This window comes from Pseudomonas sp. UW4, assembly GCF_000316175.1.
Lineage (GTDB): Bacteria > Pseudomonadota > Gammaproteobacteria > Pseudomonadales > Pseudomonadaceae > Aquipseudomonas > Aquipseudomonas laurylsulfatiphila.
In genome coordinates, this window is record NC_019670.1 from 947,595 (window position 1) to 974,020 (window position 26,426).

The following is a 26,426-nucleotide window of genomic DNA, read 5'->3' on the forward strand; positions in this document are numbered from 1 at the left end:
AGATGAGTAAATTCTGGAGCCCGTTCGTCAAGAATCTGGTGCCTTACGTGCCGGGCGAGCAGCCGAAACTGGCAAAGCTGGTGAAGCTCAATACCAATGAAAACCCGTATGGTCCATCGCCCAAGGCCCTGGCCGCGATGCAGACCGAACTGAACGACAACCTGCGCCTGTACCCGGACCCGAACAGCGACCTGCTGAAAAACGCTGTCGCCAGGTACTACGGCGTGCAAGGCAATCAGGTGTTCCTCGGCAACGGTTCCGACGAAGTCCTGGCGCACATCTTCCACGGTTTGCTGCAGCACGATCAGCCGCTGCTGTTTCCGGACATCAGTTACAGCTTCTATCCGGTCTACTGCGGACTGTATGGCATCAACTTCGACGCGGTGCCGCTGGACGAGCAATTCCAGATCAACCCGGCGGACTACGCCAGGCCGAACGGCGGGATCATCTTCCCCAACCCGAACGCGCCGACCGGCTGCCTGCTGGCGCTGGAAGCAGTGGAGCAGATTCTCAAAGCCAGCCCGGATTCGGTGGTCGTGGTGGACGAGGCTTACATCGATTTCGGCGGCGAGACGGCAATCACTCTGGTCGATCGTTATCCCAACCTGCTGGTGACCCAGACCCTGTCCAAGTCCCGCTCCCTGGCCGGTCTGCGGGTTGGCCTGGCGGTGGGGCATCCGGATCTGATCGAAGCGCTGGAGCGGATCAAGAACAGCTTCAACTCCTACCCGCTGGATCGCATGGCGAATGTCGGCGCCGCTGCCGCGTTCGAGGATCGCGAGTATTTCGACAAGACCTGCCGGTTGGTGATCGAGAATCGCGAGAAGGTCGTCGGGCAATTGCAGGCCAAGGGATTTGAAGTGCTGCCATCAGCGGCGAACTTCATTTTCGCCCGTCACCCCCGGCACGATGCGGCGGGGCTGGCGGCGAAGTTGCGTGAGCAAGGCGTGATCGTCCGGCACTTCAAGCAGGAGCGGATTGCCCAGTTCCTGCGGATCTCCATCGGCACGCCAGAGCAGAACCAGGCGCTGATCGACGGCCTGGGCGAACTCTAAACCACCGCCAACCCTGTGGGAGCGGGCTTGCTCGCGAAAGCGGTGTGTCAGTTAACTTCTGCGTCGACTGACACACCGCTTTCGCGAGCAAGCCCGCTCCCACATTGGTTTTGGATGCCCCTTACTCTTCTTGTTTCTCTTTGACCGGTGCCGGCGGCGGACGCAAACCGATTTCCGCGGTCAGCTTGAGTTCCTTGCCGTTGCGCATCACCTGGATCGTGACCTTGTCGGTCGGCTTGATCCGCGCCACCTGATTCATCGAGCGACGGCCATCCCCGGCCGGTTCGCCATCGATGGCAAGAATCACGTCACCCAGTTGCAGGCCGGCCTTCTGTGCCGGGCCATCGCGGAAAATCCCCGCCACGACAATGCCCGGACGCCCGGACAAACCGAAGGATTCGGCCAGTTCCTGGGTCAACGGCTGCACTTCGATACCCAGCCAGCCACGAATCACCTGGCCGTGCTCGATGATCGACTTCATCACTTCCATCGCCAGCTTTACCGGGATCGCGAAACCGATGCCCTGGGAGCCGCCGGATTTGGAGAAGATCGCCGTATTGATGCCGGTCAGGTTGCCAATGGCGTCCACCAGTGCACCGCCCGAGTTGCCGGGGTTGATCGCGGCATCGGTCTGGATGAAGTCTTCGTAGTTGTTGAGGCCCAGTTGATTGCGCCCGGTGGCACTGATGATGCCCATGGTCACGGTCTGGCCGACGCCGAACGGGTTGCCGATGGCCAGCGCCACGTCGCCGATGCGGATGTTGTCGGAGCGTCCCACGGTGATCGACGGCAGGTTTTTCAGGTCGATTTTCAGCACCGCGAGGTCAGTCTCCGGGTCGCTGCCGATCACCCGGGCCAGGGTTTCGCGGCCGTCCTTGAGCGCCACGACGATCTGGTCGGCGCCGCTGGTCACGTGGTTGTTGGTCAGGATGTAGCCTTCCGGGCTCATGATCACGCCGGAACCGAGGCTCGATTCCATGCGTTTCTGTTTGGGCGAGTTATCGCCGAAGAAACGGCGGAACTGCGGATCTTCGAACAAAGGATGGCTGGGTTTGTTGATGACTTTGGTGGTGTACAGGTTCACCACCGACGGCGCCGCAGTGGTGACCGCGTCGGCATAAGACACCGGGCCCTGTTGCATACTGGTGGTTTGCGGTGCTTGTTGCAGATTGACGTCGAGGCTCGGGAGCCCGACCCACTGCGGGCAACGCTGGATTATCAAAAGAGCGACCAGCACGCCGGCCAACAGCGGCCAGCCGGAAAAACGCAGCGCCTTGAGCATTAAGCAGTTCCTGAGAGAGTTGCAGGCGGTATGAGACCGCTCATAATGACGCGCATTATACGAGGCCGCACGCGCCTCTGAACGGGATATTTAGGAGTCTTTCATGGCCGTCGCCCTGAGCACCCTGGTCGAAGAAGCCGACCGTTACCTCAACAGCGCCAAAATCGCCGATTACTGCCCCAATGGCTTGCAAATCGAAGGCCGTCCGCAAGTGATGCGCATTGTCAGTGGTGTCACTGCCAGCCAGGCGTTGCTGGATGCCGCGGTAGAGGCCAATGCCGATCTGGTACTGGTGCATCACGGCTATTTCTGGAAGGGCGAAAACCCGTGCATCACCGGCATGAAGCAACGCCGCTTGAAGACCCTGCTCAAGCACGATATCAGTCTCCTGGCCTATCACCTGCCGCTGGATCTGCACCCGGAAGTCGGCAATAACGTGCAGCTCGCGCGGCAGCTCGACATCACCGTCGAAGGTCCGCTGGCCCCGGATGACCTGAAGATTGTCGGTCTGGTCGGCTCGTTGAATGAACCGATGATGCCCCGGGATTTTGCCCGCCGCGTGCAGGAAGTCATGGGTCGTGAGCCACTGTTGATCGAAGGCAGCGCCATGATCCGCCGCGTCGGCTGGTGCACCGGTGGCGGCCAGGGATACATCGACCAGGCCATTTCGGCCGGCGTCGACCTGTACCTCAGCGGCGAGGCTTCCGAGCAGACCTTCCACAGTGCACGGGAAAACGACGTCAGCTTCATCGCCGCCGGTCACCATGCGACCGAGCGCTACGGCGTTCAGGCGCTGGGGGATTATCTGGCGCGGCGCTTTGCGCTGGAGCACATCTTCATCGATTGCCCCAATCCGATCTGAATCCGGGATCCCCTGTAGGAGCGAGCTTGCTCGCGATGGTCGTCAACGATAACGCTGGAAGCCTGATACCCCGAGGTGGTCTCAGGTTCATCGCGAGCAAGCTCGCTCCTACAGGGGGGGGGCGATGTGCCCAAACAGCGGGGCATATTCATATGCTCTTTCGATCTAGTTGGCGTCCTGATTAGAAGAGGTCGCTGTGCTAGGATCCCCGCTCGAACACGGCCCGCTGGCCGTTCATAAGAAAGCTTTCGTGAGTAGCCATGGTCGACAAACTGACGCATCTGAAACAGCTGGAGGCGGAAAGCATCCACATCATCCGCGAGGTGGCCGCCGAGTTCGACAACCCGGTGATGCTGTACTCCATCGGTAAAGACTCCGCCGTGATGCTGCATCTGGCACGCAAGGCGTTCTTCCCGGGCAAGCTGCCGTTTCCGGTGATGCACGTCGACACTCGCTGGAAATTCCAGGAGATGTACGCCTTCCGTGACAAGATGGTCGCGGAACTGGGCCTCGACCTGATCACCCACGTCAACCCGGACGGCGTGGCGCAGAACATCAACCCGTTCACCCACGGCAGCGCCAAGCACACCGACATCATGAAGACCGAGGGCCTGAAGCAGGCACTCGACAAGCATGGTTTCGACGCCGCGTTCGGCGGCGCCCGTCGCGATGAAGAGAAATCCCGCGCCAAGGAGCGCGTTTACTCGTTCCGCGACAGCAAGCACCGCTGGGACCCGAAGAACCAGCGTCCCGAGCTGTGGAACGTCTACAACGGCAAGGTCAACAAGGGCGAGTCGATCCGCGTCTTCCCGCTGTCGAACTGGACCGAACTGGACATCTGGCAGTACATCTACCTTGAAGGCATCCCGATCGTCCCGCTGTACTTCGCCGCCGAACGCGAAGTAATCGAGAAGAACGGCACGCTGATCATGATCGACGACGAGCGCATCCTCGAGCACCTGAGCGATGAAGACAAAGCGCGCATCGTCAAAAAGAAAGTGCGTTTCCGTACCCTTGGTTGCTACCCGTTGACGGGCGCGGTGGAGTCCGAGGCCGAAAGCCTTACGGACATCATTCAGGAAATGCTCCTGACGCGAACTTCCGAGCGCCAGGGCCGTGTCATCGACCACGATGGCGCAGGCTCGATGGAAGACAAAAAACGTCAAGGTTATTTCTAAGGGGCTGTCATGTCGCATCAATCTGATTTGATCAGCGAGGACATCCTCGCCTACCTGGGCCAGCACGAACGTAAAGAGCTGCTGCGCTTTTTGACCTGCGGTAACGTCGACGACGGCAAGAGCACCCTGATCGGGCGCCTGCTGCACGACTCCAAGATGATCTACGAAGATCACCTGGAAGCAATCACCCGCGACTCGAAAAAAGTCGGTACCACCGGCGAAGACATCGACTTGGCGTTGCTGGTAGACGGTCTGCAGGCCGAGCGTGAACAAGGCATCACCATCGATGTCGCGTACCGCTATTTCTCCACCGCCAAGCGCAAATTCATCATCGCCGACACCCCCGGCCATGAGCAGTACACCCGCAACATGGCCACCGGTGCGTCCACCTGTGACCTGGCGATCATCCTGGTCGACGCCCGCTACGGCGTGCAGACCCAGACCCGTCGCCACAGCTTCATCGCTTCGTTGCTGGGCATCAAGCACATAGTCGTCGCCATCAACAAGATGGACCTCAAGGACTTCGACCAAGGCGTGTTCGAGTCGATCAAGGCCGACTACCTGCAGTTCGCCGAAGGCCTGAAGATGAAGCCCACCAGCATGCACTTCGTGCCGATGTCGGCACTGAAGGGCGACAACGTGGTGAACAAGTCCGAGCGCTCGCCGTGGTACACCGGCCAGTCGCTGATGGAAATCCTCGAGACCGTGGAAGTGGCGGGCGACCGCAACTTCACCGATCTGCGTTTCCCGGTGCAGTACGTCAACCGTCCGAACCTGAACTTCCGTGGCTTCGCCGGTACGCTGGCCAGCGGCATCGTCAAGAAAGGCGACGAAGTCGTGGTGCTGCCGTCGGGCAAGAGCAGCCGCGTGAAGTCCATCGTCACCTTCGAAGGTGAACTGGAACACGCAGGTCCAGGTCAGGCAGTCACGCTGACCATGGAAGACGAAATCGACATCTCCCGTGGCGACCTGTTGGTTCACGCCGACAACGTGCCGCCGGTGACCGACAGCTTCGAAGCCATGCTGGTGTGGATGGCTGAAGAGCCGATGCTGCCGGGCAAGAAATACGACATCAAGCGCGCCACCAGTTACGTGCCGGGCTCCATCGCCAGCATCGTCAACAAAGTCGACGTGAACACCCTGGAAGAAGGTCCGGCCAGCGCGTTGCAGTTGAACGAAATCGGCAAGGTCAAGATCGCGCTCGACGCGCCGATTGCCCTCGACGGTTACGACAGCAATCGCACCACCGGCGCCTTCATCATCATCGACCGCTTGACCAACGGCACCGTCGGCGCCGGCATGATCGTCGCCCAGCCTTTGGCCCATGGCACCAGCACCCACCACGGCAAACTGGCCCACGTTGCCACTGAAGAGCGCGCCCAGCGCTTCGGCCAGCAACCGGCCACCGTGCTGTTCAGCGGCTTGTCGGGCGCGGGCAAGAGCACCCTGGCGTATGCGGTTGAACGCAAGCTGTTCGACCTTGGTCGTGCGGTGTACGTACTCGATGGCCAGAACCTGCGTCACGACCTGAACAAGGGTCTGCCACAGGATCGCGCCGGTCGTACCGAGAACTGGCGTCGCGCCGCGCACGTTGCGCGTCAGTTCAACGAAGCCGGTCTGCTGACCCTGGCGGCATTCGTTGCGCCGAGTGCCGAAGGTCGTGAACAGGCCCGGGAACTGATCGGCAAGGAACGTCTGCTGACGGTCTACGTCCAGGCTTCGCCGACCGTCTGCGCCGAGCGTGATCCGCAGGGCCTGTACGCGGCGGCCGGGGATAACATCCCGGGCGAGTCCTTCCCGTACGACGTGCCGCTGGATGCCGATCTGGTGATCGACACCCAGTCCGTGTCGCTGGAAGAAGGCGTCAAGCAAGTGCTGGCTCTGCTGCGTGAGCGTGGTGCGATTTAAGCCTTAGCACAAAATGAAAAACCCGCAGACAAGTGATTGTCTGCGGGTTTTTTTGTGTCCTGGAAATGGCTATCGCGGGCAAGCCCGCTCCCACAGTTTTGAGGGCGTTCGAAAAATTTGTGAACGACACGGTCCCTGTGGGAGCTGGCTTGCCAGCGAAGAGGCCAGTACAGGCACCTCAAGACTTCGCTGGATACTCGCGATGCAACTGTTCCAGCAGAGCATCCTTGTCCTGCCACATCTGATTGATCCAGCCCTGGAACTGCAATCGGTACTCGCCATCCTGGTCGTAGTTCTTGCCGATGAACTGCGGCGGAATGTTCAGCTCTTCAAAGTGCACCACCACGTCCGCAATGTTCCCGCACAACAAATCCCAGAAACCAGGACGCCCGGCCGGGTAGTGGATGGTCACGTTGACGATGGACTCCAGTTGCTCACCCATCGCATCCAGCACAAAGGCAATGCCACCGGCCTTGGGCTTGAGCAGGTACTTGAAGGGTGATTGTTGTTGCTTGTGCTTGCCCTCGGTGAAGCGCGTGCCTTCCACGAAGTTGAAGATTCCCACCGGGTTGTCGCGGAATTTCGCGCAGGTCTTGCGGGTGGTTTCCAGGTCCTTGCCTTTTTTCTCCGGGTGCTTCTCCAGATAGGCCTTGGAGTAGCGCTTCATGAACGGAAAGCCCAGCGCCCACCAGGCCAGACCAATCACCGGAACCCAGATCAGCTCTTGTTTGAGGAAGAACTTCAACGGTTGGATGCGTCGGTTGAGCACGTATTGCAGCACCAGGATGTCGACCCAGCTCTGGTGGTTGCTGGTGATCAGGTACGAGTGCCGGTAGTCGAGGCCTTGCAGGCCGCTGATGTGCCAGCGCGTGCGGCGCACCAGGTTCATCCAGCCTTTGTTGAGGCTGATCCAGGCTTCATGGGTATGACTCATCAGCCAGCCCGCGATGCGTTGGGTGAGGACGAACGGCAATGCCTTGACGAGTGCCACGCAGAACAGGAACGAGCAGAGCAAAATCGTGTTCAATGCCAGCAGCAGCGAGGCGATCACGCCGCGCAACGGGGCGGGTAGGAAGTCCAGCATTTACACATCCATAGGTCGGTTGGCGGCTTGAATCGCGGTCAGGGCGATGGTGTAGACGATGTCGTCGACCTGCGCGCCGCGCGGCAAATCGTTCACCGGTTTGCGCAGGCCTTGCAGCATCGGCCCGAGGCTGACGCAGTCGGCGCTGCGCTGCACGGCTTTGTGGGTGGTGTTGCCGGTGTTGAGGTCGGGGAACACGTACACCGTGGCACGACCGGCCACCTGGCTGTTCGGCGCCAGCTGCCGGGCGACGCTTTCGTTGGCCGCGGCGTCGTACTGCAATGGGCCGTCGATCAGCAGCGAGTGCTGTTGTTCGTGGGCGAGCAGGGTGGCCTCGCGGACCTTCTCGACCTCCTCGCCGCTGGCCGATTCGCCGCTGGAGTAGCTGATCATCGCCACCCGTGGCGTGATGCCGAATGCGGCCGCCGAGTCGGCGCTTTGCAGGGCGATCTCGGCCAGTTCGCTGGCGCTCGGGTGCGGGTTCATCACGCAGTCGCCGTAGACCAGCACTTCTTCGGGGAACAGCATGAAGAACACCGAAGACACCAGGGTGCAGCCCGGCGCGGTTTTAATCAGCTGCAGGGCCGGGCGGATGGTGTTGGCGGTGGTGTTGATCACGCCCGATACGAGTCCGTCGACTTCATCCAGGGCCAGCATCATGGTGCCGATCACCACGGTGTCTTCGAGTTGCTGCTCGGCCATCGGCGCGTTGAGGCTTTTGCTTTTGCGCAGTGCGACCATCGGCTCGACGTAGCGTTCGCGGATCAAGTCCGGATCGATGATTTCCAGGCCGGGCGGCAGCTCGATGCCTTGGGCGCGGGCGACGGCCTGCACGTCCTCGGGCTTGGCCAGCAGCACGCAACGTGCGATGCCGCGGGCCTGGCAGATCGCCGCGGCCTGCACGGTCAGCGGCTCGCTGCCTTCGGGCAGCACGATGCGCTTGTTGGCCGCCTGGGCGCGCTGGATCAATTGATAGCGGAACACCGCTGGCGACAGGCGCATCTCGCGCGGTGTACCGCAGCGCTGGTGCAACCAGTTGGCATCGAGATGGCCAGCGATGAAATCGGTGATGATTTCGGCGCGCTCGCGGTCGTCGATGGGGATTTCCTTGTTCAGGCCATTGAGCAGGTTGGCGGTGTCGTAGGAACCGGTACTCACCGACAGCACTGGCAGCCCGGCCTGCAGGGCACCGCGGCACAGGTCCATGATGCGTGGGTCGGGCAGGGTGTCGCTGGTCAGCAGCAGCCCGGCCAGCGGCACGCCGTTCAAGGCCGCGAGGCTGACGGCGAGGATGATGTCGTCGCGGTCGCCGGGGGTCACCACCAGTACGCCGGGCTTGAGCAACTCCACGGTGTTGCGCATGGTGCGGGCGCAAATGATGATCTTGGTCATGCGTCGGGTTTCGTAATCACCGGCGTTGAGCACTTGCGCGCCCATCAGGTCGGCGACGTCGCGGGTGCGCGGGGCGTTCAGTTCCGGCTGGAACGGAATGCAGCCGAGCAAGCGGAAATCACCACTGCGCAGCAACGGCGAATGCTCCTTCAGGCGCGTGGCGAAGGCCTCCATGCTTTCCTCGGTCTTGACCTTGTTGAGGATCACGCCGAGGACTTTCGGGTCTTTCGGGCCGCCGAACAATTGCGCCTGCAACTCGACGCGACCGGAGAGCTCGGTCAGCACTTCGTTTTCCGGTGCCGAGACCAGGATCACCTCGGCGTCGAGGCTCTTGGCCAGGTGCAGGTTGACCCGCGCGGCGTAACTGGCGCTGCGGGTCGGCACCATGCCTTCGACGATCAGCACGTCCTTGCCGATGGCCGCCTGCTGATACAGGGTGATGATTTCTTCGAGCAACTCATCGAGCTGGCCGTCGCCGAGCATGCGCTCGACATGGGCCAGGCCCAGTGGCTGAGGCGGTTTCAAGCCGTGGGTGCGCGCCACCAGTTCGGTGGAACGTTCCGGGCCCGTGTCACCCGGATGCGGCTGGGCAATCGGTTTGAAAAAGCCGACCTTGAGCCCGGCGCGCTCAAGGGTACGCACCAGCCCGAGGCTGATGGAGGTCAGACCCACACCAAAATCGGTGGGCGCGATAAAAAAAGTTTGCATGCGGATTCTCTGGAAGGTGCATGGCAATGGTCACGACCTATGGCTGGTCGATTACCGAAATTCAGTCGACAAGGTTATCGCTAACCGTGCCTTGTGCACACCAACCGCAATCAAAGGGTCGGCCTATTTTTTCCTGGCGCTGCACAGGGTCCATGACCCAGGCCCGGGATTGCCAGGGCGGCTGGTGCCGCAGGTGTTGGGTGTGGCCGCAGGAAAGCTCGGCCACCCAGTGGCCGTCCTCGTCTTGATGGAAGCCTGTGACCGTCGAATCCCGTTTGTCCGGGTTGTGTTCGCTTTCGGTCGATTGCTTCGCTAAACTTGGCCTTTCAATCTTCTTATGCAAAAGGTCTCGCCCCATGCTGATCGCCGCCAATAAGGCTGTCTCCATCGACTATACCCTGACCAACGACGCTGGTGAGGTCATCGACAGCTCCGCCGGCGGCGCGCCGCTGGTCTACCTGCAAGGCGCAGGCAACATCATCCCGGGCCTGGAAAAGGCTCTGGAAGGCAAGGCTGTCGGCGACGAGCTGACCGTAGCCGTTGAACCGGAAGACGCTTACGGCGAATACGCTGCCGAACTGGTCAGCACCCTGAGCCGCAGCATGTTCGAAGGCGTCGACGAGCTGGAAGTGGGCATGCAGTTCCACGCTTCCGCTCCGGACGGCCAGATGCAGATCGTGACCATCCGTGATCTGGACGGCGACGACGTGACCGTTGACGGCAACCACCCGTTGGCCGGTCAGCGCCTGAATTTCCAGGTCAAGATCGTTGCCATCCGTGACGCCAGCCAGGAAGAAATCGCTCATGGCCACGTCCATGGCGAAGGTGGCCATCACCACTGATTTCTGCGCTAAGCTCAGATAACTGGAGAGGCGCCCCGAGGGCGCCTTTTTAGTCTGCGGCTGTCCCTGATGACACCGCCAAGTGGCTGTTTCGAGAAGAACACGGGAATCTGGAGTACGCCATGAGTGCTTTTCACGACCTTAAATTGACAGCCCTGGATGGACAGGAGCTACCTCTGGCGCCTTTCAAAGGCCAAGTCGTACTGGTGGTCAACGTCGCCTCCAAATGCGGCCTGACCCCGCAGTACGCGGCGCTGGAAAACCTCTACCAACAATACAAGGCCAAAGGCTTCAGCGTGTTGGGCCTGCCTTGCAATCAGTTTGCCGGGCAGGAACCGGGGACCGAGCAGGAGATCAAGGATTTCTGCAGCCTCAACTATGGTGTGACCTTCCCGTTGTCCAGCAAGCTGGAAGTCAACGGGCATGACCGTCATCAGTTGTACCGCTTGCTGGCGGGCGAGGGCGCGGAATTCCCCGGCGATATCACCTGGAACTTCGAGAAGTTCCTGCTGGGCAAGGACGGCCGCGTACTGGCGCGGTTCTCGCCACGTACGGCGCCGGATGATCCGACCATTGTTCATGCGATTGAAAAAGCGCTGAGCTGAAATTCCCCTCTCCCTCTGTAGGAGCGAGCTCGCTCGCGATGGTTACAGGAACACCGCGGGGCATCAGACCGCCAGCGTTATCGTTGACCACCATCGCGAGCAAGCTCGCTCCTACATCACCTAAATCAATAGTGCTGTTCAGTACGCGCGAACCTCCATATTATCGCCGTCATAAAGTCATTCCCTGTGGAGCGTCCCATGCCCGTCAAAGCCCTGTTCAAACCGTTCCACCTCGGCACTCTCGAACTGCCGACCCGCGTCGTCATGGCGCCGATGACCCGCTCCTTTTCTCCGGGCGGCGTGCCGAATTCCAAAGTGATCGAATACTACCGTCGTCGCGCCGCTGCGGGCGTCGGTCTGATCATCACCGAAGGCACCACCGTCGGTCACAAGGCTTCCAACGGCTACCCTAACGTTCCGCACTTCTATGGTGAAGCGGCTCTGGCCGGCTGGAAGAAAGTTGTCGACGCCGTTCACGCCGAAGGCGGCAAGATCGTTCCGCAGTTGTGGCATGTGGGCAGCGTACGTCGTATCGGCACCGAGCCGGACGCCAGCGTACCGGGCTATGGCCCGTCGGAAAAAATCAAGGACGGCCAGGTCGTTGTGCACGGCATGACCCAACAGGATATCCAGGACGTGATCGCCGCGTTCGCCCAGGCTGCCAAGGATGCCCAGAGCATCGGCATGGACGGCGTGGAAATCCACGGCGCCCACGGTTACCTGGTCGACCAGTTCTTCTGGGAAGGCAGCAACCAGCGTACCGACGAATACGGCGGCAGCCTGGCCAACCGTTCGCGCTTCGCCATTGAATTGATTCAAGCCGTGCGTGCCGCGGTCGGTGAAGGCTTCCCGATCATCTTCCGTTTCTCCCAGTGGAAGCAGCAGGACTACACCGCGCGCCTGGTGCAAACCCCGGAGGCGCTGGGCGAGTTCCTCAAGCCGTTGGCCGATGCCGGCGTGGATATTTTCCACTGCTCGACCCGCCGCTTCTGGGAGCCGGAGTTCGACGGTTCCGAGCTGAACCTTGCTGGCTGGACCCGCCAACTCACCGGCAAGCCGACCATCACCGTGGGCAGCGTCGGCCTGGACGGCGAGTTCCTGCAGTTCATGGTCAACACCGACAAGGTGGCACAACCGGCCAGCCTGGAAAAACTGCTGGAGCGCCTGAACAACGATGAGTTCGACCTGGTGGCGGTCGGTCGTGCGTTGCTGGTGGACCCGGACTGGGCACAGAAAGTGCGCGATGGTCGTGAGGACGACATCTTGCCGTTCAGCCGCGAGGCGTTGATGACGCTGGTTTAAGCGGCGACCGGGAAGGCCTCATCGCGAGCAAGCTCGCTCCCACATTGGTTCTGTGTCGTACACAAATCCCCTGTGGGAGCGAGCTTGCTCGCGATGGCTGACTAAAGAGCACTACAAAATCAGGGAACAATCGGTGCATTCGGCACCACCATCTCCCCGGCACAGGCCCCGCGCAACTGTCCCTCGAACTGTTCGATGATCGTCGCCCAACCCTGGCGACTGGCATGCTGGCGCGCATTGAGCCGCACATTGCGCAAGGCTTCCCCGTCCTCCAGCAGCCATGCCGCTGCATCGCAGAACGCTTCTTCATCCCCCGGCATTGCCAACACACCGTTGTAGCCATGACGAATATGCTGGGCCGCTGCTGCCTGATCATAGGCCACCACGCCGAGCCCCGAGGCCAGTGCTTCAAGCACCACATTGCCGAAGGTTTCAGTCAGGCTCGGAAACAGAAACACATCGCCTGATGCGTAGTGACACGCCAGGGCTTCACCCCGCTGGGTGCCGCAGAAAATCGTCTCGGGCATTTCCTTTTCCAGCTCCTGGCGCTGCGGACCGTCGCCGACCACGATCAGTTTCAGGGTGCGCCGGGGATAACTCGCCTTGAGGGTATTGAAGGTGCGTTTGAGCAGGCCAAGATTCTTTTCCGGGGCCAGGCGACCGACGTGAATGACGGCGATGTCGTCCTCGGCCAATCCCCATTGCTCGCGCAGGCCATTCAAGCGTTTGGCCGGGTGAAACAACTCACTGTCGACCCCTCGGGAGAGCAACGCCAGCCGTTCGAAATGCCGTCGTTCCAGCTCCATGCGCTGACTGACGCTGGGCACCAGGGTCATGGTCGAGCGGTTGTGGAACCAGCGCAGGTAGTGAGTCAGCAGGCGCGTGAGCAAGCCAAGGCCGTACTGGTTGGAGTACTGCTGGAAATTGGTGTGGAAACCGCTGACCACGGAAATCCCCAGACGCCGTGCTGCACGCAAGGCCGACAGGCCCAACGGGCCCTCGGTGGCAATATAGAGCACGTCCGGGCGGTGACGCGTCCAGCGGCGCAGCAGCTTGTGCATCGACGACTGACCCCATTGCAGGCCGGGATAGCCCGGTAGCGGCCAGCCGCGGCACAGCAGCAATTCATCGTCGCTGCCCAGCTGCTGGTCGCAGCCCTGGCGTGGTCGCACCAGTTCCACCTGATGCCCGCGCGCGCGCAAACCGTCGCACAAGCGACCCAGGGTATTGGCCACGCCGTTGATTTCCGGAGGGAAGGTTTCTGTGATCAGGGTGATATGCAGAGCTGTCGTCATGACCCCAGTGTCGGCTGGGGCCATGTCGTCAGTGTGACGTCGGGATGATGGATTTGTGACTGTGGTACCGGTGCTGATGGCTCAGCGCTGGGTCACCAGGTTTTCCGCGCCACGTTCACGCACCCAGAACAGCGTCGCCCCAGCCACAGCGGCCGGCATCATCAGGATGTTGACCACCGGAATCAGCAGCACCAGGTACACGCTGCCGCCGAAGCCCATGCTCTGCCAGCGCTTCTGCCGCAGCCAGGCGAGCATCTCGTTCCAGCCCAGCTTGTGGTTGTCCGCCGGGTAGTCGATGTACTGGATCGCCATCATCCACACCCCGAACAATAGCCATAGCGGCGCGGCAATGATGTTCACTACCGGGATGAACGAAAGGATGAACAGCCCGATCGCCCGTGGCAGGAAGTAGCCAAGCTTGCGCATTTCCCGGGCCAGGGTGCGCGGGATCATCGCAATCAGTTCGCCCCAGCTGAAGGCCGGAAAATCATCGGTGCCGCGCACAACCACTTCGACCTTCTCCGCGAGGAAGCCGTTGAATGGCGCGGCAATGACGTTGGCAAGCATGGTGAAGGTGAAGAACACCATCAGCATGACGAGGACTACGAACAGCGGCCAGAGGATGTAGCTGAGAAAACTCAGCCAGTCGGGCAGGGACGGCATCAGCGTGTCGACCCACAGGCTGAATTGATGGCCGGCCAGGTAGATCAATCCGACGAACAGCACCAGGTTGATCGCCAGCGGCAACAACACAAACAAACGCAGGCTGGGGCTCAGCACCAGCTTGAGGCCTTCGCGCAGGTATTGCGGGCCGGACAGAACAGGGGCGGGCATAAGGTGCTCCGGGCAGAGGGAAAACGCGCCGACCTTACCGGCTTTGCTACACATGCGAAAGCGCGGTGGCGGTATCGACATTCACTGTAACAAAGACGTCGATATCGTCGGGCAGATTGCATAGAGACCACCTATGAGCTGGATTGTTAATCCGTATTTCCTTAATCTTCGCCCCCTCGATACGCTGCACCCAATCTTTTTACAGGACGGTCGTGTTCAAGCCTTCCCCAAGTGCTTTCAACCGTTCTTTTTTATTCCAGCCGGCAATCCGGCGTTCCGCGCCAGGTGTTCCGGGCCGGTCAACAGGAGCAGGTCATGTCTGAAGTCCGTCATTCGCGAGTGATTATTCTCGGTTCCGGCCCTGCCGGTTACAGCGCTGCGGTCTATGCCGCCCGTGCCAACCTCAAGCCACTGCTGATCACCGGCATGCAGGCCGGCGGTCAACTGACCACCACCACCGAAGTCGACAACTGGCCGGGCGACGTCCACGGCCTGACCGGCCCGGCGCTGATGGAGCGGATGCGCGAGCACGCCGAACGCTTTGAAACCGAGATCGTTTTCGATCACATCAATGCCGTGGACTTCGCTGCCAAGCCATACACACTGACTGGCGACAGTGCGACCTACACCTGCGATGCCCTGATCATCGCCACCGGCGCCAGTGCTCGTTACCTGGGCCTGCCGTCCGAAGAAGCGTTCATGGGCAAAGGCGTCTCCGCCTGCGCAACCTGCGACGGTTTCTTCTATCGCAACAAGCCGGTGGCTGTGGTCGGCGGTGGCAACACCGCTGTCGAAGAAGCCCTGTACCTGGCCAACATCGCCAGCAAAGTCACCCTGATCCACCGTCGCGAAACCTTCCGCGCCGAGAAGATCCTGATCGACAAGCTGAACGCCCGTGTTGCCGAAGGCAAGATCGAGCTGAAGCTGAACGCGACCCTGGACGAAGTGCTGGGCGACAACATGGGCGTGACCGGTGCCCGCCTGAAGAATAACGACGGCAGCTTCGACGAAGTGAAAGTCGACGGCGTGTTCATCGCCATCGGCCACACCCCGAACACTTCGCTGTTCGAAGGTCAGCTGACCCTGAAAGACGGTTACCTGGTTGTGCAGGGCGGCCGTGACGGCAACGCCACCGCCACCAACCTCGAAGGCATTTTCGCTGCCGGTGACGTGGCCGACCACGTGTACCGTCAGGCCATCACCTCGGCGGGCGCCGGTTGCATGGCGGCACTGGATGCCGAGCGTTACCTCGACAACCTGCAGAACGCTTGATTCTGTTTTGGTAAAAAAACCGGCCTCGGCCGGTTTTTTATGCCCACGATTTAATGCTTGATAACACTCCGGTGTGGGAGCGGGCTTACTCGCGAAGGCGGTGTGTCATTCAACATTGATGTGGCTGATCCACCGCTTTCGCGAGCAAGCCCGCTCCCACAGGGATAGTGTTCAGGTCAGTTTTGCAAGACAGGCTTCAAGAATATCCAGCCCTTCTTCCAGCACCGCAGCCTCGATGGTCAACGGCGCCAGCAAGCGAATGATGTGCCGCGATTTGCCACTGGGCATCAGCAGCAGGCCCGCATTCCGCGCCAAAGTCAGCAGTTGGGTCAATTGTGCCGGGGCGGGCGAGCCATCGGCGTTGATCAGCTCGAAACCACGCATCGCACCTACACCGGTAAGTCGGCCCAGGTACGGCGTCAGGTTGTTCGCGCGCCAGGTTTCATGGCGGCCGACAATCGCTTCCTCTTGTTGTGCGCCCCAGGCGTGCAGGTTGGCATCGGTCATTTCATCCAGCGTCGCCAGCGCGGCGGCGCAGGCGATGGGATTGCCCGAGTAAGTGCCACCGAGTCCGCCCTTGGGCAGGTTATCCATCAGCGATTTGCGCCCGACCACCGCCCCCAGCGGCACGCCGCCGGCGATGCTTTTGCCGAGCAGGACCAGATCCGGCTCGATGCCCAGCCGTGAGAACGCGAAGCGCTGGCCGGTGCGGCCGAAACCGGACTGGATTTCATCGGCGATCAGCACGATGCCCTTGTCGTCGCAGAACTTGCGCAACACCCGGGCGAACTCGACGTCCATGGCCAGGAAGCCCGCTTCGCCTTGCACCGGTTCAACGATAAAGCAGGCGACGTCTTCGACATCGATCTCGACGCTGAACAGGCGCTCCATGGCTTTGAGGGCTTCGGCGCAGGTCACGCCGTTGTCCGGGCCGGGAAAGGGCAGGTGATACACCGGCCCCGGCAGCACGCCGATTTTCTGTTTGTAGGGCGCCACTTTGCCATTGAGGTTGAGCGTGGCCAGCGTGCGGCCGTGGAATGCACCGTCGAAGGCGATGACCGCGCTGCGGCCGGTGGCGCCACGGACGATCTTCAGGGCGTTTTCCGCCGCTTCCGCGCCGCTGTTGGTGAGCATGCCGCTGACCGGGTAACCCACCGGCATGAACGCACTGAGGCGATCCATCAGTTCGAGGTAAGGCACATGGGGCGCCGCATTGAACGCATAGTGGGTCAGCTGCGTGGCTTGTTCGCGAATGGCCTCGACGATGCGCGGATGGCAATGGCCGAGGTTCAACACGCCAATGCCACCGACAAAGTCGATGTAGCGTTTGCCATCGATGTCCCAGACCTCGGCGTTTTTGCCGTGGCTGAGCGTGACAGGGTGAACGATGTTGATCGACTGGCTGATGGTTTCGCTGCGCATGAATGACCGGCTCGGAAGAAGGAGGACTTCTTTTTATCTAAGCCGTGAGCGGTGCTACGGGGCAAACGAAATAAAGTTGCCGGGTCAATCTTAAAAGTCGGGTTGTGCTTGTGATCAATTCCGCGCCATGAACGCAAAACCTGTAGGAGCGAGCTTGCTCGCGATGGTGGTGAACGATGACGCTGGGAGCCTGACACCCCGTGGCGTTCTTCAGTCCATCGCGAGCGGGCTCGCTCCTACAAATCAAATCAGCGGCGTGTCAGCGGCTGTTGGGTGAACTTCACACCCCCCAGGCCGTGGGCAATCAGCGCCCGGATGTTGCCGTGGTCGCTGCCTTCTGGCGTTGCCAGCACCGAGCGGTAATGCTCGCCGAAAGCCAGCAGGGCTTCTTCATCGCTCAAGCCTTCGAGCAGCGCCAGCCCCAGGGTCTTGCACGAGCCTTCGTTCTGCCCGGCCGCGTTTTCCACACCACCGTTGTTGAAGGCCTGAGGCTGGTAGTCGTAACCGCCAGCAATGAACGCCAGGGTGTCGGCGAAGGCGTGTTCGCCGCTGTTGAGGCTGGCGCGCAGGGTGTTCAAATCACTCATTGGGTTTTCCTTTGGCGAACGCCGCCTGTTGTTCGGCGCTGGCTTCTTGCTGATATTGGGCTTTCCATTCGGCGTACGGCATGCCGTAAACCACTTCGCGGGCTTCGTCGAGGCTGACCTCGATCTGGCGCTCATCCGCCGCCGCCTTGTACCATTTGGACAGGCAGTTGCGGCAGAAGCCCGAGAGGTTCATCAGGTCGATGTTCTGCACATCCTTGCGGCTGTCCAGGTGGGCCACCAGCCGACGAAAGGCGGCGGCTTCGAGTTCAAGGCGTTGTTGATCGTTCATGGGGGTCTCTGCGAGACAGCTGCAAGCGGCGAGCTTGAAGCTGCCAGATGATTGGCGATGAGTCCAAGTTTACAGCTTGCCGCTTGTAGCTTGTAGCTAGCGGCTCGCTGCAAGCGTTATCGACACCGACTCGGCGAATCGCAGCGCGTGGGGCTTGTCGACCTCGACTTCGGCGTAGAGCACCGATGCGTTGGCCATCACCAGGTCGAGAATTTCCTGGGTCAGGCGTTCGAGCAGCGCAAAGCGGTTGCCTTCCACGTGGGCGATGATCGCCTTGGTGATCGTGCGGTAGTTCAGCGCGTGATCGATGTCGTTGTCACGTACCGCTTCCTGGGCCGCGTACAGAATAGTGAGGTTGATCAGCACATCCTGCTTGTTGAGGATTTCATCCTCATTGATGCCGATGAAGGTACGCAGGCACAGGTCTTTGACCCGGATGCGTGCCATGCCTGGCTGAAGTTGTGGCATTGCTACTTGCTCCGTCCAATCAATTGCAGGAACTCCTGGCGGGTGTTGCTCGACTCGCGGAAAGCGCCGAGCATCACGGAGGTGTTCATGGTCGAATTCTGTTTCTCGACGCCGCGCATCATCATGCACATGTGCTGCGCTTCGATGACCACTGCGACGCCTGCCGCACCGGTCACCTGTTGCACGGCGTCGGCGATTTGCCGGGTGAGGTTTTCCTGGATTTGCAGGCGCCGGGCGAACATGTCCACCAGCCGCGCAATCTTCGACAGCCCCAGCACCTTGCCGGTTGGAATATAAGCCACATGCGCCTTGCCAATGAAGGGCAGCATGTGGTGTTCGCAAAGCGAATACAGCTCGATGTTGTCGACGATCACCATTTCATCGTTGTCGGAGGCGAACAGCGCGTCATTGACGATCTCTTCGACACTTTGTTCGTAGCCATGGCAAAGGTACTGCATGGCTTTGGCTGCGCGCACCGGGGTGTCGAGCAGGCCTTCGCGGTCTGGATTTTCACCGAGGCCGATGAGGATCTCTCGATAATTCTGGGGCAGGGATAACGTCATGGAAAATCCTCGCGGGACACTTACTTGATGTGCCTTCCGCCGTTGACGGTCAGGGTGGTGCCGGTGACATAAGGGTTGTCGAGCAGATAGCGCAGGCTCTGGTAGATCACTTCGCAGCCGGGTTCGATGCCCAGAGCGGACTTGGCCAGTGCCTTGGAGCGGTAGGTCGCGTCGTCTTCAGGGTTGAACAGTAGCAGGGCGGGCGCAATCCCGTTGACCTTGATGTCCGGCGCATACCTGGCGGCGAAGGACAGGGTCAGGCTGTCGAGTCCGGCTTTGCTGGCGCAATAGCCGATGTGCTTGCTGCTGCCCTTGCGGGTCACGTCATCGCTGATGTGCACGATGTCTGCGGGGCTTGAACGTTGCAGCAGATCGGCGCAGTGCAGGTTGATCAGGTAGGGCGCCAGCATGTGCACGCTGAACATGCGGGTGAATGCTGCAGCGTCAGTGTCCGGTGTTTCCGCCAGCCATTCGGAGGCGTTGTGGATAATCGCCCGCAAACAGTCGGTGTGGGTTTTCAGTTCACTGATGAAGGCGAGGATCCCGGCCTCGCTGGCGAAGTCCGCGAACACGGCGCTGGCCCCCAGGTCGCGCAGGGCTTGTACGCCGGGCCGCTCGCTGCGGTAGCTGAAAATCACGCGATGGCCGTCTTCCAGCAATCGCCGGGCGCAGTGCAGGCCGACACGCTGGCCGGCGCCGGTAATCAGGATAGGGGCTGCGGAAGAAGTCATGAACGGCTCGCGTCGCGGTGAGAGTAAAACTATACCAGCGACGGCAGCGCTCTACCTATTGCGGGGGGAAACAACTGTGGGAGCGAGCTCGCTCGCGATTGCGGACTGTCAGACGACACATATGTTGACTGACACGCCCTCATCGCGAGCAAGCTCGCTCCCACAGGGGGATCAGCGATTTTGGACGGTGGGTTCTGCGGGCAGCGGTCGAGCTGGCGCACTGTTCAGCCAATTGGCCAGCAAACGGGTCGACAACGGAATGAACAAATAAACCATCAGTGGCGTCAGGCACAGCGTGCTGATGAACACCCGCGGCAGCAGGCTCATGTCACTGATCAGCGGCCCCAGCACAAAGTTGAACAGCAGCGAGACCGGAAAGAACGCCAGCCAGATCGCCACGGCCTGTTTCCAGCGCGGCGGGCGTTGGCCGGCGACGCCAAACCAGCCTTCGATGCCGCTGACCCGGTGTTCTGTCGGGTGGGCGAACAGGTCGCTGCCGCGTCCGAGCCAGGCGCTGCGAGAGACGGAATGTTCCCAGGCGTGCAAGGTCTGCTCGTCGACGAAGCGGAAGATGATCTGGAATTCGTCGTCCCCGGGCGGCGGAGCGAGTACACCGGAGCCGAGATAACCGGGAAAGTCGGTGGCCAGTTGTTCGCCTTCTCGCAGCCAGGCGATCAGGTCCTGATAACGTCCATTGGCAACGCGGCGCGCAACCATCAGCGTGACGGGTGAGGTAGACATTGTGTATCTCCATAAGGCATTTGCGTCGCTCCGGATAGGCGCTTCGCCAGGCGCAGCGCCGGGGTGGTGGGCTGCGACTTGAAACAAGCAAGGATTATTCCTGATTCTGCCCGTGGCGTCTGTGACGTTTATCCGCTCATTCGCAGTATCGATTTTTTACGGAAACTTTACGGGGCGGGGGCGTTAGAATGACGCTCGGACGATACAAGGATGTTTCAACAGGATGCCGATACATACAGACGTCGCTTCACGATCCGCGCAGGCCATCACACTCGAACAGGAAGAGCTCTTTCCCATTCGCGAGGTGGCGCGACTGACAGGTGTCAACCCGGTCACGCTTCGCGCCTGGGAGCGACGTTATGGCCTGATTGTTCCAACACGCACCGATAGCGGGCATCGACTGTATTCGATGTCCGATATTGAGCGTGTTCGCAGCATTCTCGGCTGGATCGAACGCGGTGTTGCGGTCAGCAGGATCGGCAAGATCCTGGCCAGGAGCGAGCCGCTCCAGGCGTTGTCGCACATCATCCCCAACAGCCTCGTGGAAGCCGATTACGCGCAGTGGCAGCAGCAGGTTCTTGCGACGGTCAACGGGTTTGACGACCTTCAGCTGGAGCAGGTCTACGGGCAAATCTTCTCCAGTTACGCCCTGCCGGTGGTGTTTCAGGACATTCTGATCCCCGTCTGGAAGCAGTTGTTGCAACGCCAGGACCAGTTCGGCGTAACCAGCGAGTGGCTGTTCCTGGATGGTTTTCTACGTTCCCGGGTAGTGCAGCGCTTGCTGTTGACGCGCGAGCAGCAACCGCATCACGTGGTCATCTGTGCCCTGGATGGTCACTGTCGGGAACTGGAGCTGTTGGTCGCCGCCCTGTTCCTGAGTTCCGGGCCATCGACCATTGGCGTATTGAACATAGGCCAGCCATTCGAGGAGCTGGCGCTGATGTGTGAAAGGATCAAGCCCGTGGCACTGGTGCTGTTTTCCAATCATGTACCGAATGCCGAGTTGCCGCGGCGCTTGAATCGCCTGGCCATGGGTCTGGAGTGTCGATTGTTTTTGGCCGGTGATGCCTCTGACCTGGCGCAGCACAGCCTGGCCGGGTCATCGATCGGTTGCCTGGGCAATGAAGGGAAGGTCATGAGCCAGCGTCTGAAGCAGTTCCTGGCGGGTAGTCTGGATACTTGAAGTTCAGAGATGCAGCGTTGGATGAGTCAGACGATGCTGTTGCAGGATGAACTGGCGCAGACGCTCGGTTTCGTCCGTATCGCTCTGGTTCAGTTGATAGGCGTAGAAGCCCTGTTCGTTTTCTTTCTCGAAGGTGCCGCGCAAGGCAATCCGCTCATAGCCTGAGGGGCTGAACCACAAGGCGAAATGCTTCGGTGGCTTGGTCTTGTTGCGAACCTCCAGCAAAACCCCTTTGCACGACACTTCGTGTACCCACAGGGTGCCGGGTTGACCCTGGGCGTTTTCCAGCGCTACCGGCTCGTCCAGTACCAGACGCCAAGGCCGGGCCATGGGCCCGTCTTCATAGATGCTCGGCACGCCGAGACGCAAATGCATCGCATGGAACTCGTCTTCCACCAGGTGCAGGGGGAAGGTTATTTGCTGGTTTTCGAAGCTGGCTTGAATGGTGACCTGCTCATGGGCCGCCAGGCGGGTGAGCAGGTCACGGATTTGCGATCCACCGTTGACGAGCAGGCTCGACGTCGCATCCCGCACATTGAGTTGCGGGTTGTGTTGCATGGTCTGGATGAAATCCAGCTCATCCTGGGTCAGGAGCGCGTCGCGTTGCATGGCCAGCTCGAAGGGTATAGTTACAAAGTTATTGGTGATTGTAGTTACTGACCATTAATTCTAAGTTTCGTTTGCGCCGTTCGTCGCCTTGAGCGCAGCAAGCTCCGCCTGGAGTTCAGCCACCTGTCCCTCCAGTTGTGCCACGCGCTGTTGCGCCTTGACCTGCACGGTGACGTCTTTCTGCACACCGACAAAGTAGGTCTGCCCGTCCGCTGGATTTTTCACCGTTGAAAGGGACAGCTCATTCCAGAACGGTGTGCCGTCCTTGCGGTAGTTGCGCAGTATTTCCCGGCAGGAACCTTCTCGGTTCAAGGCGTCGCGAATCAACGGCAGGGCGTCCTGGTCGCGATCCCCCGACTGCAGGAAGCGACAATCCTGATAGAGGATCTCTTCGCTGGAGTAGCCCGTCAGGCGTTCGAATGCGGGGTTGACGTAAATGAGGATTTTGTCCTGATCGCCTTCCTTTTCGGCAATGACGATGCCGTCGTTGGAGGCGTTGATCACCATTTGCAGCAGTTGAGCATTAATCATCGGAGCATCCTTTCCTGATTGATTGTCAATTGCATTCTAAAAGAATAATCACGACTGTGGTGTTAATATCCGGGTCTTTTACTCGGATTCAGGATCAGATTGATGAAAGTCGCCATCATTTCCGGCTCGGTGTACGGCACGGCCGAAGAAGTTGCCCGCCACGCCGCCAGCCTGTTGAAAGCCGCCGGTTTCGAAACCTGGCACAACCAGCGTGCGACCCTCGCCGACATCCAGGCGTTTGGCCCCGAAGCCTTTCTGGCGGTGACCTCGACCACCGGCATGGGTGAGCTGCCGGACAATCTGCAACCACTGTATTCGACCATTCGTGACCAATTGCCTGCAGCCTGGCGCGGTTTGCCGGGGGCGGTGATCGGATTGGGCGATGCGAGTTATGGCGATACTTTTTGTGGCGGCGGCGAGCAGATGCGCGAACTGTTCGGTGAACTGGGCATTCGCGAAGTGCTGCCGATGCTGCGCCTGGATGCCAGCGAGAGCGTGACCCCAGAGACGGACGCCGAGCCTTGGCTGGCGGACCTGATCAGCGCACTGCGCACCTGACGTTACTCCGATATCCATGCCAGTCAGGGTTCTGACAGTACGGTAAAAAACTGCCTGTCAGACCATCGCTGGCGCCGGTCGTTTGACATGGATCCATGGGTGGCAGGGTGACTGACTCGTAGGGTCACCAAGCTGGCTGCCAATGCAACTACACGAACCCCAAGGGCTGACTAGACTCGGTGAACATAGGAAACACTCCATAATAAAAACACCGAGGCTTCTTGCCGTGACTGTCGCTCCCATCCAATCGCCACACAGTGTCAAAGACCAGGTCAGTGCTGCCGAGTGGCAGACTCGCGTCGACCTGGCCGCTTGTTATCGCCTGGTTGCCCAACATGGTTGGGATGACCTGATCTTTACCCACATCTCCGCCAAGGTGCCCGGCACCGAAGATTTCCTGATCAACCCGTTCGGGCTGATGTTTCACGAAATGACCGCGTCGAGCCTGGTCAAGGTGGATCAGGCCGGCAACAAGCTGATGGACAGTCCTTACGAGATCAATCCGGCGGGTTACACCATCCACAGCGCCGTGCATGAAGTCCGTCACGATGTCGTTTGTGTGCTGCACACCCACACGGCTTCAGGGGTGGCGGTCTCGGCACAGAAGCAGGGCGTGCTGCCGATCAGCCAACAGTCGTTGTTCGTGCTTTCCAGCCTGGCCTACCACGCCTACGAAGGTGTGGCGCTCAACCATGAAGAGAAGGTGCGGCTGCAGGCTGATCTCGGTGAAAACAATTTCCTGATGCTGCATAACCATGGTCTGCTGACATGCGGCAGCAGCATCGCCGATACGTTCCTGATGATGTTTACCTTTCAGCGTGCCTGCGACATTCAGGTCATGGCACAAAACGGTGCGGCTGAACTGATTGCAATCGAACCGCAGATTCTGGCCGGCGCCAAAGCCATGATCGCGGGTGTCACCAGAAGTGCTCAAGGAATGGGCGGAGCGCTGGCGTGGCCGGCGCTGCTGCGCAAGCTCGATAAACTGGACCCGGGTTATAAACTCTAATGGCACTTGCCGAGATTCCTCTGTGTGTCTGGCGCAAACGCAGCCAGACGTTCTTGTTCCGTGGCCACAGCATCCGTTACTGGACGGCGGGTCAGGGTGAGCCGCTGTTGCTGATTCACGGTTTTCCGTCCGCCAGCTGGGACTGGCATTACCTGTGGCAGCCATTGACCCAGCGCTATCGCGTGATCGCTTGCGACATGCTTGGCTTCGGCGATTCGGCAAAGCCGGCGAACCACGAATACAGCCTGCTGGAGCAAGCGGATCTGCAACAGGCACTGCTTGAGCACCTGAATGTCGAGCAACCGGTACACCTGTTCGCCCACGACTATGGCGACAGCGTGGCCCAGGAACTGCTGGCCCGGCATTACGAGTCGCGGGTGGAGCTGGCCAGTTGTGTGTTTCTCAACGGCGGGTTGTTTCCGGAAACCCACCGCCCGGTATTGATGCAAAAGCTCTTGCTCAGCCCTTTGGGCTGGATGATTGGCCGCGCCTTCAGCCGTGATGGCCTGGTGAGAAGCTTTCGGCAGATTTTCGGCCCGCAAACCCGGCCCAGTGAAAGCCAGATGGATGACTTCTGGAGCCTGGTCGAAAGCCAGCGTGGGCCACGGATCATGCACAAGTTGATCGCCTACATCCCGGAGCGACGCGTCTGGCGCAACCGCTGGGTGAGCGCGATGCAGCGCGGTGAAGTGCCGCTGCGAGTGATCGATGGCGGGGTCGATCCGATCTCCGGTGTGCATATGGTCGAGCGTTACCGGGAACTGATCCCGGATGCGGACACCGTGGTGTTGCCCGACATCGGTCACTACCCGCAGATCGAGGCACCCTGCGAGGTCCTCAGGCACTACCTGGCGTTTCGCGATCAGCTGCTTTCTCCGCCGCGCAAAGTCGCCTGCTCCTGATTCGCAGCGTGAACCTGCTGGGCTTTTGTGGCGAGGGGGCTTGCCCCCGTTCGGCTGCGAAGCAGTCGTAAACCTGCTTAACGCGTTGTATCTGAATCACTGCGCTGTATTTTGGGGCCGCTTCGCAGCCCAACGGGGGCAAGCCCCCTCGCCACAGGGTTCGTGTCCGTATCTCTATCAATCATCCCCCAGCCTTATCGCGCACCATTCAGCCTCCCCCGTGTTGATTGTGACCCGCTGCGCCGTGCCGGAAACTCGGACTCATCGTCCCTTGGCCTGCTGGAGTCCCCCCATGAATGAGCCTGTGCGCTTCGAAGATAAAGTCGTGATCATTACCGGTGCCGGTGGCGGCCTGGGACGGGTGCATGCACTGCTGTTCGCCAAACAGGGCGCCAGGGTTCTGGTCAACGACCTGGGCGGCTCGACTCAGGGCGAAGGCGCCAACGCCTCGGCCGCCGACCGCGTGGTAGCGGACATACGCGAAGCCGGCGGTATCGCCGAGGCCAACCACGATTCGGTCACTGACGGTGACAAACTGGTCCAGCATGCCCTGGACGTCTTCGGTCGCGTCGACGTGGTGGTCAACAACGCCGGGATCCTGCGTGACAAGACCTTCCACAAAATGGAAGACGCCGACTGGGACCTGGTTTACCGCGTCCACGTCGAAGGTGCCTACAAAGTCACCCGTGCCGCCTGGCCACATATGCGCGAGCAGAACTACGGCCGGGTGATTTTCACCGCGTCGACCTCGGGTATCTATGGCAATTTCGGCCAGTCCAACTACGGCATGGCCAAGCTCGGTCTCTATGGCCTGACCCGCACCCTGGCCATCGAAGGCCGCAAGAACAACATCCTGGTCAACGCCATCGCCCCCACCGGCGGCACGCGCATGACTGAAGGCCTGATCCCGCCGCAAGTCTTCGAACAGCTAAAGCCGGAACTGGTCAGCCCGCTGGTGGTGTACCTGGCCAGCGAGACCTGCCAGGAAACCTCCGGTCTGTTTGAAGTCGGCGGTGGCTGGATGGGCAAGGTCCGCTGGGAACGCAGCCTCGGTGTCGGGTTCGATCCACGGGCCGGCTTCTCACCGGAAGACGTGGCGGCGCATTGGCAGCAGATTTGCGACTTCGAAGGTGCGGCGCATCCGAAGGACAATATCGATGCGCTGAAGGAAATGATGGGGAATTTGCAGAAGTATTCGCTCTGACATTGTCGGC

28 protein-coding genes and 1 pseudogene are annotated in these 26,426 nt (G+C 60.5%); 14 read left to right on the forward strand and 15 right to left on the reverse strand.

The features are described 5' to 3' along the window. Positions 1-2: 2 nt before the first annotated feature. On the forward strand, positions 3-1,055 hold the full coding sequence (hisC, locus tag PPUTUW4_RS04050) for a histidinol-phosphate transaminase (RefSeq protein WP_015093507.1): 1,053 nt from the start codon (positions 3-5) through the stop codon (positions 1,053-1,055). A gap of 121 nt (positions 1,056-1,176) precedes the next feature. Here hisC and algW read toward each other — a convergent pair whose 3' ends face one another. Next, positions 1,177-2,337, reverse strand: a complete 1,161-nt coding sequence (gene algW, locus PPUTUW4_RS04055; protein WP_015093508.1) for a Do family serine endopeptidase AlgW — start codon at positions 2,335-2,337, stop codon at positions 1,177-1,179. Positions 2,338-2,440: 103 nt separating this feature from the next. Between algW and PPUTUW4_RS04060 the strand changes: the two genes are divergently transcribed. The 3 genes from PPUTUW4_RS04060 to cysN all read left to right on the forward strand — a co-directional run bounded on the left by PPUTUW4_RS04060 (position 2,441) and on the right by cysN (position 6,285). After that, entirely contained in the window at positions 2,441-3,199 is a 759-nt protein-coding gene (locus PPUTUW4_RS04060; RefSeq protein ID WP_015093509.1) for a Nif3-like dinuclear metal center hexameric protein, read from the forward strand. Between the two features lie 260 nt (positions 3,200-3,459). Further along, a complete protein-coding gene (gene cysD, locus PPUTUW4_RS04065; RefSeq protein WP_007970286.1) occupies positions 3,460-4,377 on the forward strand; it encodes a sulfate adenylyltransferase subunit CysD in 918 nt (305 codons plus the stop codon). A gap of 9 nt (positions 4,378-4,386) precedes the next feature. Next, the gene (cysN, locus tag PPUTUW4_RS04070; protein WP_015093510.1) at positions 4,387-6,285 is read left to right on the forward strand and encodes a sulfate adenylyltransferase subunit CysN; all 1,899 of its coding nucleotides are present in this window, start codon (positions 4,387-4,389) and stop codon (positions 6,283-6,285) included. Positions 6,286-6,463: 178 nt separating this feature from the next. Here the strand turns inward: cysN and PPUTUW4_RS04075 are convergent, their stop codons facing one another. The 3 genes from PPUTUW4_RS04075 to PPUTUW4_RS04085 all read right to left on the reverse strand — a co-directional run bounded on the left by PPUTUW4_RS04075 (position 6,464) and on the right by PPUTUW4_RS04085 (position 9,857). Beyond that, entirely contained in the window at positions 6,464-7,369 is a 906-nt protein-coding gene (locus PPUTUW4_RS04075; protein WP_015093511.1) for an acyltransferase, read from the reverse strand. Continuing rightward, positions 7,370-9,469, reverse strand: coding sequence for a phosphate acetyltransferase (gene pta, locus PPUTUW4_RS04080; RefSeq protein WP_007970292.1), 2,100 nt, complete (start codon positions 9,467-9,469; stop codon positions 7,370-7,372). 61 nt (positions 9,470-9,530) lie between these two features. After that, positions 9,531-9,857 (reverse strand): DUF3565 domain-containing protein, encoded by a 327-nt coding sequence (locus PPUTUW4_RS04085; protein ID WP_041474777.1) that lies wholly within the window; start codon positions 9,855-9,857, stop codon positions 9,531-9,533. Between PPUTUW4_RS04085 and PPUTUW4_RS04090 the strand changes: the two genes are divergently transcribed. From PPUTUW4_RS04090 to PPUTUW4_RS04100, 3 genes are all read left to right on the forward strand, one after another. Then, positions 9,826-10,311 carry a peptidylprolyl isomerase gene (locus tag PPUTUW4_RS04090; protein WP_007942189.1) on the forward strand — a complete coding sequence of 162 codons (486 nt, stop codon included), beginning with the start codon at positions 9,826-9,828 and terminating at the stop codon, positions 10,309-10,311. The genes PPUTUW4_RS04085 and PPUTUW4_RS04090 overlap by 32 nt on opposite strands. 122 nt (positions 10,312-10,433) lie before the next feature. Further along, the gene (locus PPUTUW4_RS04095; protein ID WP_007970293.1) at positions 10,434-10,916 is read left to right on the forward strand and encodes a glutathione peroxidase; all 483 of its coding nucleotides are present in this window, start codon (positions 10,434-10,436) and stop codon (positions 10,914-10,916) included. Positions 10,917-11,114: 198 nt separating this feature from the next. After that, positions 11,115-12,218 carry an NADH:flavin oxidoreductase gene (locus PPUTUW4_RS04100; protein WP_015093513.1) on the forward strand — a complete coding sequence of 368 codons (1,104 nt, stop codon included), beginning with the start codon at positions 11,115-11,117 and terminating at the stop codon, positions 12,216-12,218. Between the two features lie 119 nt (positions 12,219-12,337). Here PPUTUW4_RS04100 and PPUTUW4_RS04105 read toward each other — a convergent pair whose 3' ends face one another. Together PPUTUW4_RS04105 and cysZ are read right to left on the reverse strand one after the other, a co-directional pair. Then, positions 12,338-13,537 carry a glycosyltransferase family 1 protein gene (locus PPUTUW4_RS04105; RefSeq protein WP_015093514.1) on the reverse strand — a complete coding sequence of 400 codons (1,200 nt, stop codon included), beginning with the start codon at positions 13,535-13,537 and terminating at the stop codon, positions 12,338-12,340. Positions 13,538-13,594: 57 nt separating this feature from the next. Next, on the reverse strand, positions 13,595-14,347 hold the full coding sequence (cysZ, locus tag PPUTUW4_RS04110) for a sulfate transporter CysZ (protein ID WP_015093515.1): 753 nt from the start codon (positions 14,345-14,347) through the stop codon (positions 13,595-13,597). 315 nt (positions 14,348-14,662) lie between these two features. Between cysZ and trxB the strand changes: the two genes are divergently transcribed. Then, the gene (trxB, locus tag PPUTUW4_RS04115) at positions 14,663-15,619 is read left to right on the forward strand and encodes a thioredoxin-disulfide reductase (protein ID WP_007970300.1); all 957 of its coding nucleotides are present in this window, start codon (positions 14,663-14,665) and stop codon (positions 15,617-15,619) included. A 171-nt stretch (positions 15,620-15,790) separates the two neighbouring features. Here trxB and PPUTUW4_RS04120 read toward each other — a convergent pair whose 3' ends face one another. Continuing rightward, positions 15,791-17,041: an aspartate aminotransferase family protein gene (locus PPUTUW4_RS04120; RefSeq protein ID WP_015093516.1), complete on the reverse strand. Its 1,251-nt coding sequence runs from the start codon at positions 17,039-17,041 to the stop codon at positions 15,791-15,793. A gap of 127 nt (positions 17,042-17,168) precedes the next feature. On the opposite strand from PPUTUW4_RS04120, the pseudogene PPUTUW4_RS30585 reads away from it, so the two are divergent. After that, positions 17,169-17,282, forward strand: a pseudogene (locus PPUTUW4_RS30585) (outer membrane lipoprotein carrier protein LolA); the annotation flags it as partial. 7 nt (positions 17,283-17,289) lie between these two features. On the opposite strand, the gene PPUTUW4_RS04125 reads toward PPUTUW4_RS30585, so the two are convergent. The 6 genes from PPUTUW4_RS04125 to PPUTUW4_RS04150 form a co-directional block, all read right to left on the reverse strand. Next, positions 17,290-17,628: a HopJ type III effector protein gene (locus tag PPUTUW4_RS04125; RefSeq protein ID WP_015093517.1), complete on the reverse strand. Its 339-nt coding sequence runs from the start codon at positions 17,626-17,628 to the stop codon at positions 17,290-17,292. Continuing rightward, complete coding sequence (locus PPUTUW4_RS04130; RefSeq protein WP_015093518.1) at positions 17,621-17,917, reverse strand: DUF1244 domain-containing protein; 297 nt, start codon at positions 17,915-17,917, stop codon at positions 17,621-17,623. Before PPUTUW4_RS04130 ends, PPUTUW4_RS04125 begins: the two co-directional genes overlap by 8 nt. A 96-nt stretch (positions 17,918-18,013) precedes the next feature. Beyond that, positions 18,014-18,385 carry a dihydroneopterin triphosphate 2'-epimerase gene (folX, locus tag PPUTUW4_RS04135; RefSeq protein WP_007970304.1) on the reverse strand — a complete coding sequence of 124 codons (372 nt, stop codon included), beginning with the start codon at positions 18,383-18,385 and terminating at the stop codon, positions 18,014-18,016. Between the two features lie 2 nt (positions 18,386-18,387). Continuing rightward, entirely contained in the window at positions 18,388-18,948 is a 561-nt protein-coding gene (gene folE / locus PPUTUW4_RS04140; RefSeq protein WP_015093519.1) for a GTP cyclohydrolase I FolE, read from the reverse strand. 20 nt (positions 18,949-18,968) lie between these two features. Continuing rightward, entirely contained in the window at positions 18,969-19,679 is a 711-nt protein-coding gene (folM, locus tag PPUTUW4_RS04145) for a dihydromonapterin reductase (RefSeq protein ID WP_015093520.1), read from the reverse strand. 171 nt (positions 19,680-19,850) lie between these two features. Beyond that, entirely contained in the window at positions 19,851-20,420 is a 570-nt protein-coding gene (locus PPUTUW4_RS04150) for a hypothetical protein (protein ID WP_015093521.1), read from the reverse strand. Positions 20,421-20,643: 223 nt separating this feature from the next. On the opposite strand from PPUTUW4_RS04150, the gene PPUTUW4_RS04155 reads away from it, so the two are divergent. Continuing rightward, complete coding sequence (locus tag PPUTUW4_RS04155) at positions 20,644-21,603, forward strand: MerR family transcriptional regulator (protein WP_015093522.1); 960 nt, start codon at positions 20,644-20,646, stop codon at positions 21,601-21,603. Positions 21,604-21,606: 3 nt separating this feature from the next. On the opposite strand, the gene PPUTUW4_RS04160 is transcribed toward PPUTUW4_RS04155, so the two are convergent. Together PPUTUW4_RS04160 and PPUTUW4_RS04165 are read right to left on the reverse strand one after the other, a co-directional pair. Further along, positions 21,607-22,212, reverse strand: a complete 606-nt coding sequence (locus PPUTUW4_RS04160) for a hypothetical protein (protein ID WP_015093523.1) — start codon at positions 22,210-22,212, stop codon at positions 21,607-21,609. Between the two features lie 60 nt (positions 22,213-22,272). After that, a complete protein-coding gene (locus tag PPUTUW4_RS04165) occupies positions 22,273-22,743 on the reverse strand; it encodes a PAS domain-containing protein (RefSeq protein ID WP_015093524.1) in 471 nt (156 codons plus the stop codon). A 102-nt stretch (positions 22,744-22,845) separates the two neighbouring features. On the opposite strand from PPUTUW4_RS04165, the gene PPUTUW4_RS04170 reads away from it, so the two are divergent. From PPUTUW4_RS04170 to PPUTUW4_RS04185, 4 genes are all read left to right on the forward strand, one after another. Continuing rightward, a complete protein-coding gene (locus PPUTUW4_RS04170) occupies positions 22,846-23,301 on the forward strand; it encodes a flavodoxin (RefSeq protein WP_015093525.1) in 456 nt (151 codons plus the stop codon). Between the two features lie 226 nt (positions 23,302-23,527). Further along, the gene (locus tag PPUTUW4_RS04175; RefSeq protein ID WP_015093526.1) at positions 23,528-24,310 is read left to right on the forward strand and encodes a class II aldolase/adducin family protein; all 783 of its coding nucleotides are present in this window, start codon (positions 23,528-23,530) and stop codon (positions 24,308-24,310) included. Continuing rightward, entirely contained in the window at positions 24,310-25,212 is a 903-nt protein-coding gene (locus tag PPUTUW4_RS04180) for an alpha/beta hydrolase (protein WP_015093527.1), read from the forward strand. Before PPUTUW4_RS04175 ends, PPUTUW4_RS04180 begins: the two co-directional genes overlap by 1 nt. A 292-nt stretch (positions 25,213-25,504) precedes the next feature. Beyond that, on the forward strand, positions 25,505-26,416 hold the full coding sequence (locus PPUTUW4_RS04185) for an SDR family oxidoreductase (RefSeq protein ID WP_015093528.1): 912 nt from the start codon (positions 25,505-25,507) through the stop codon (positions 26,414-26,416). Positions 26,417-26,426 lie beyond the last annotated feature (10 nt).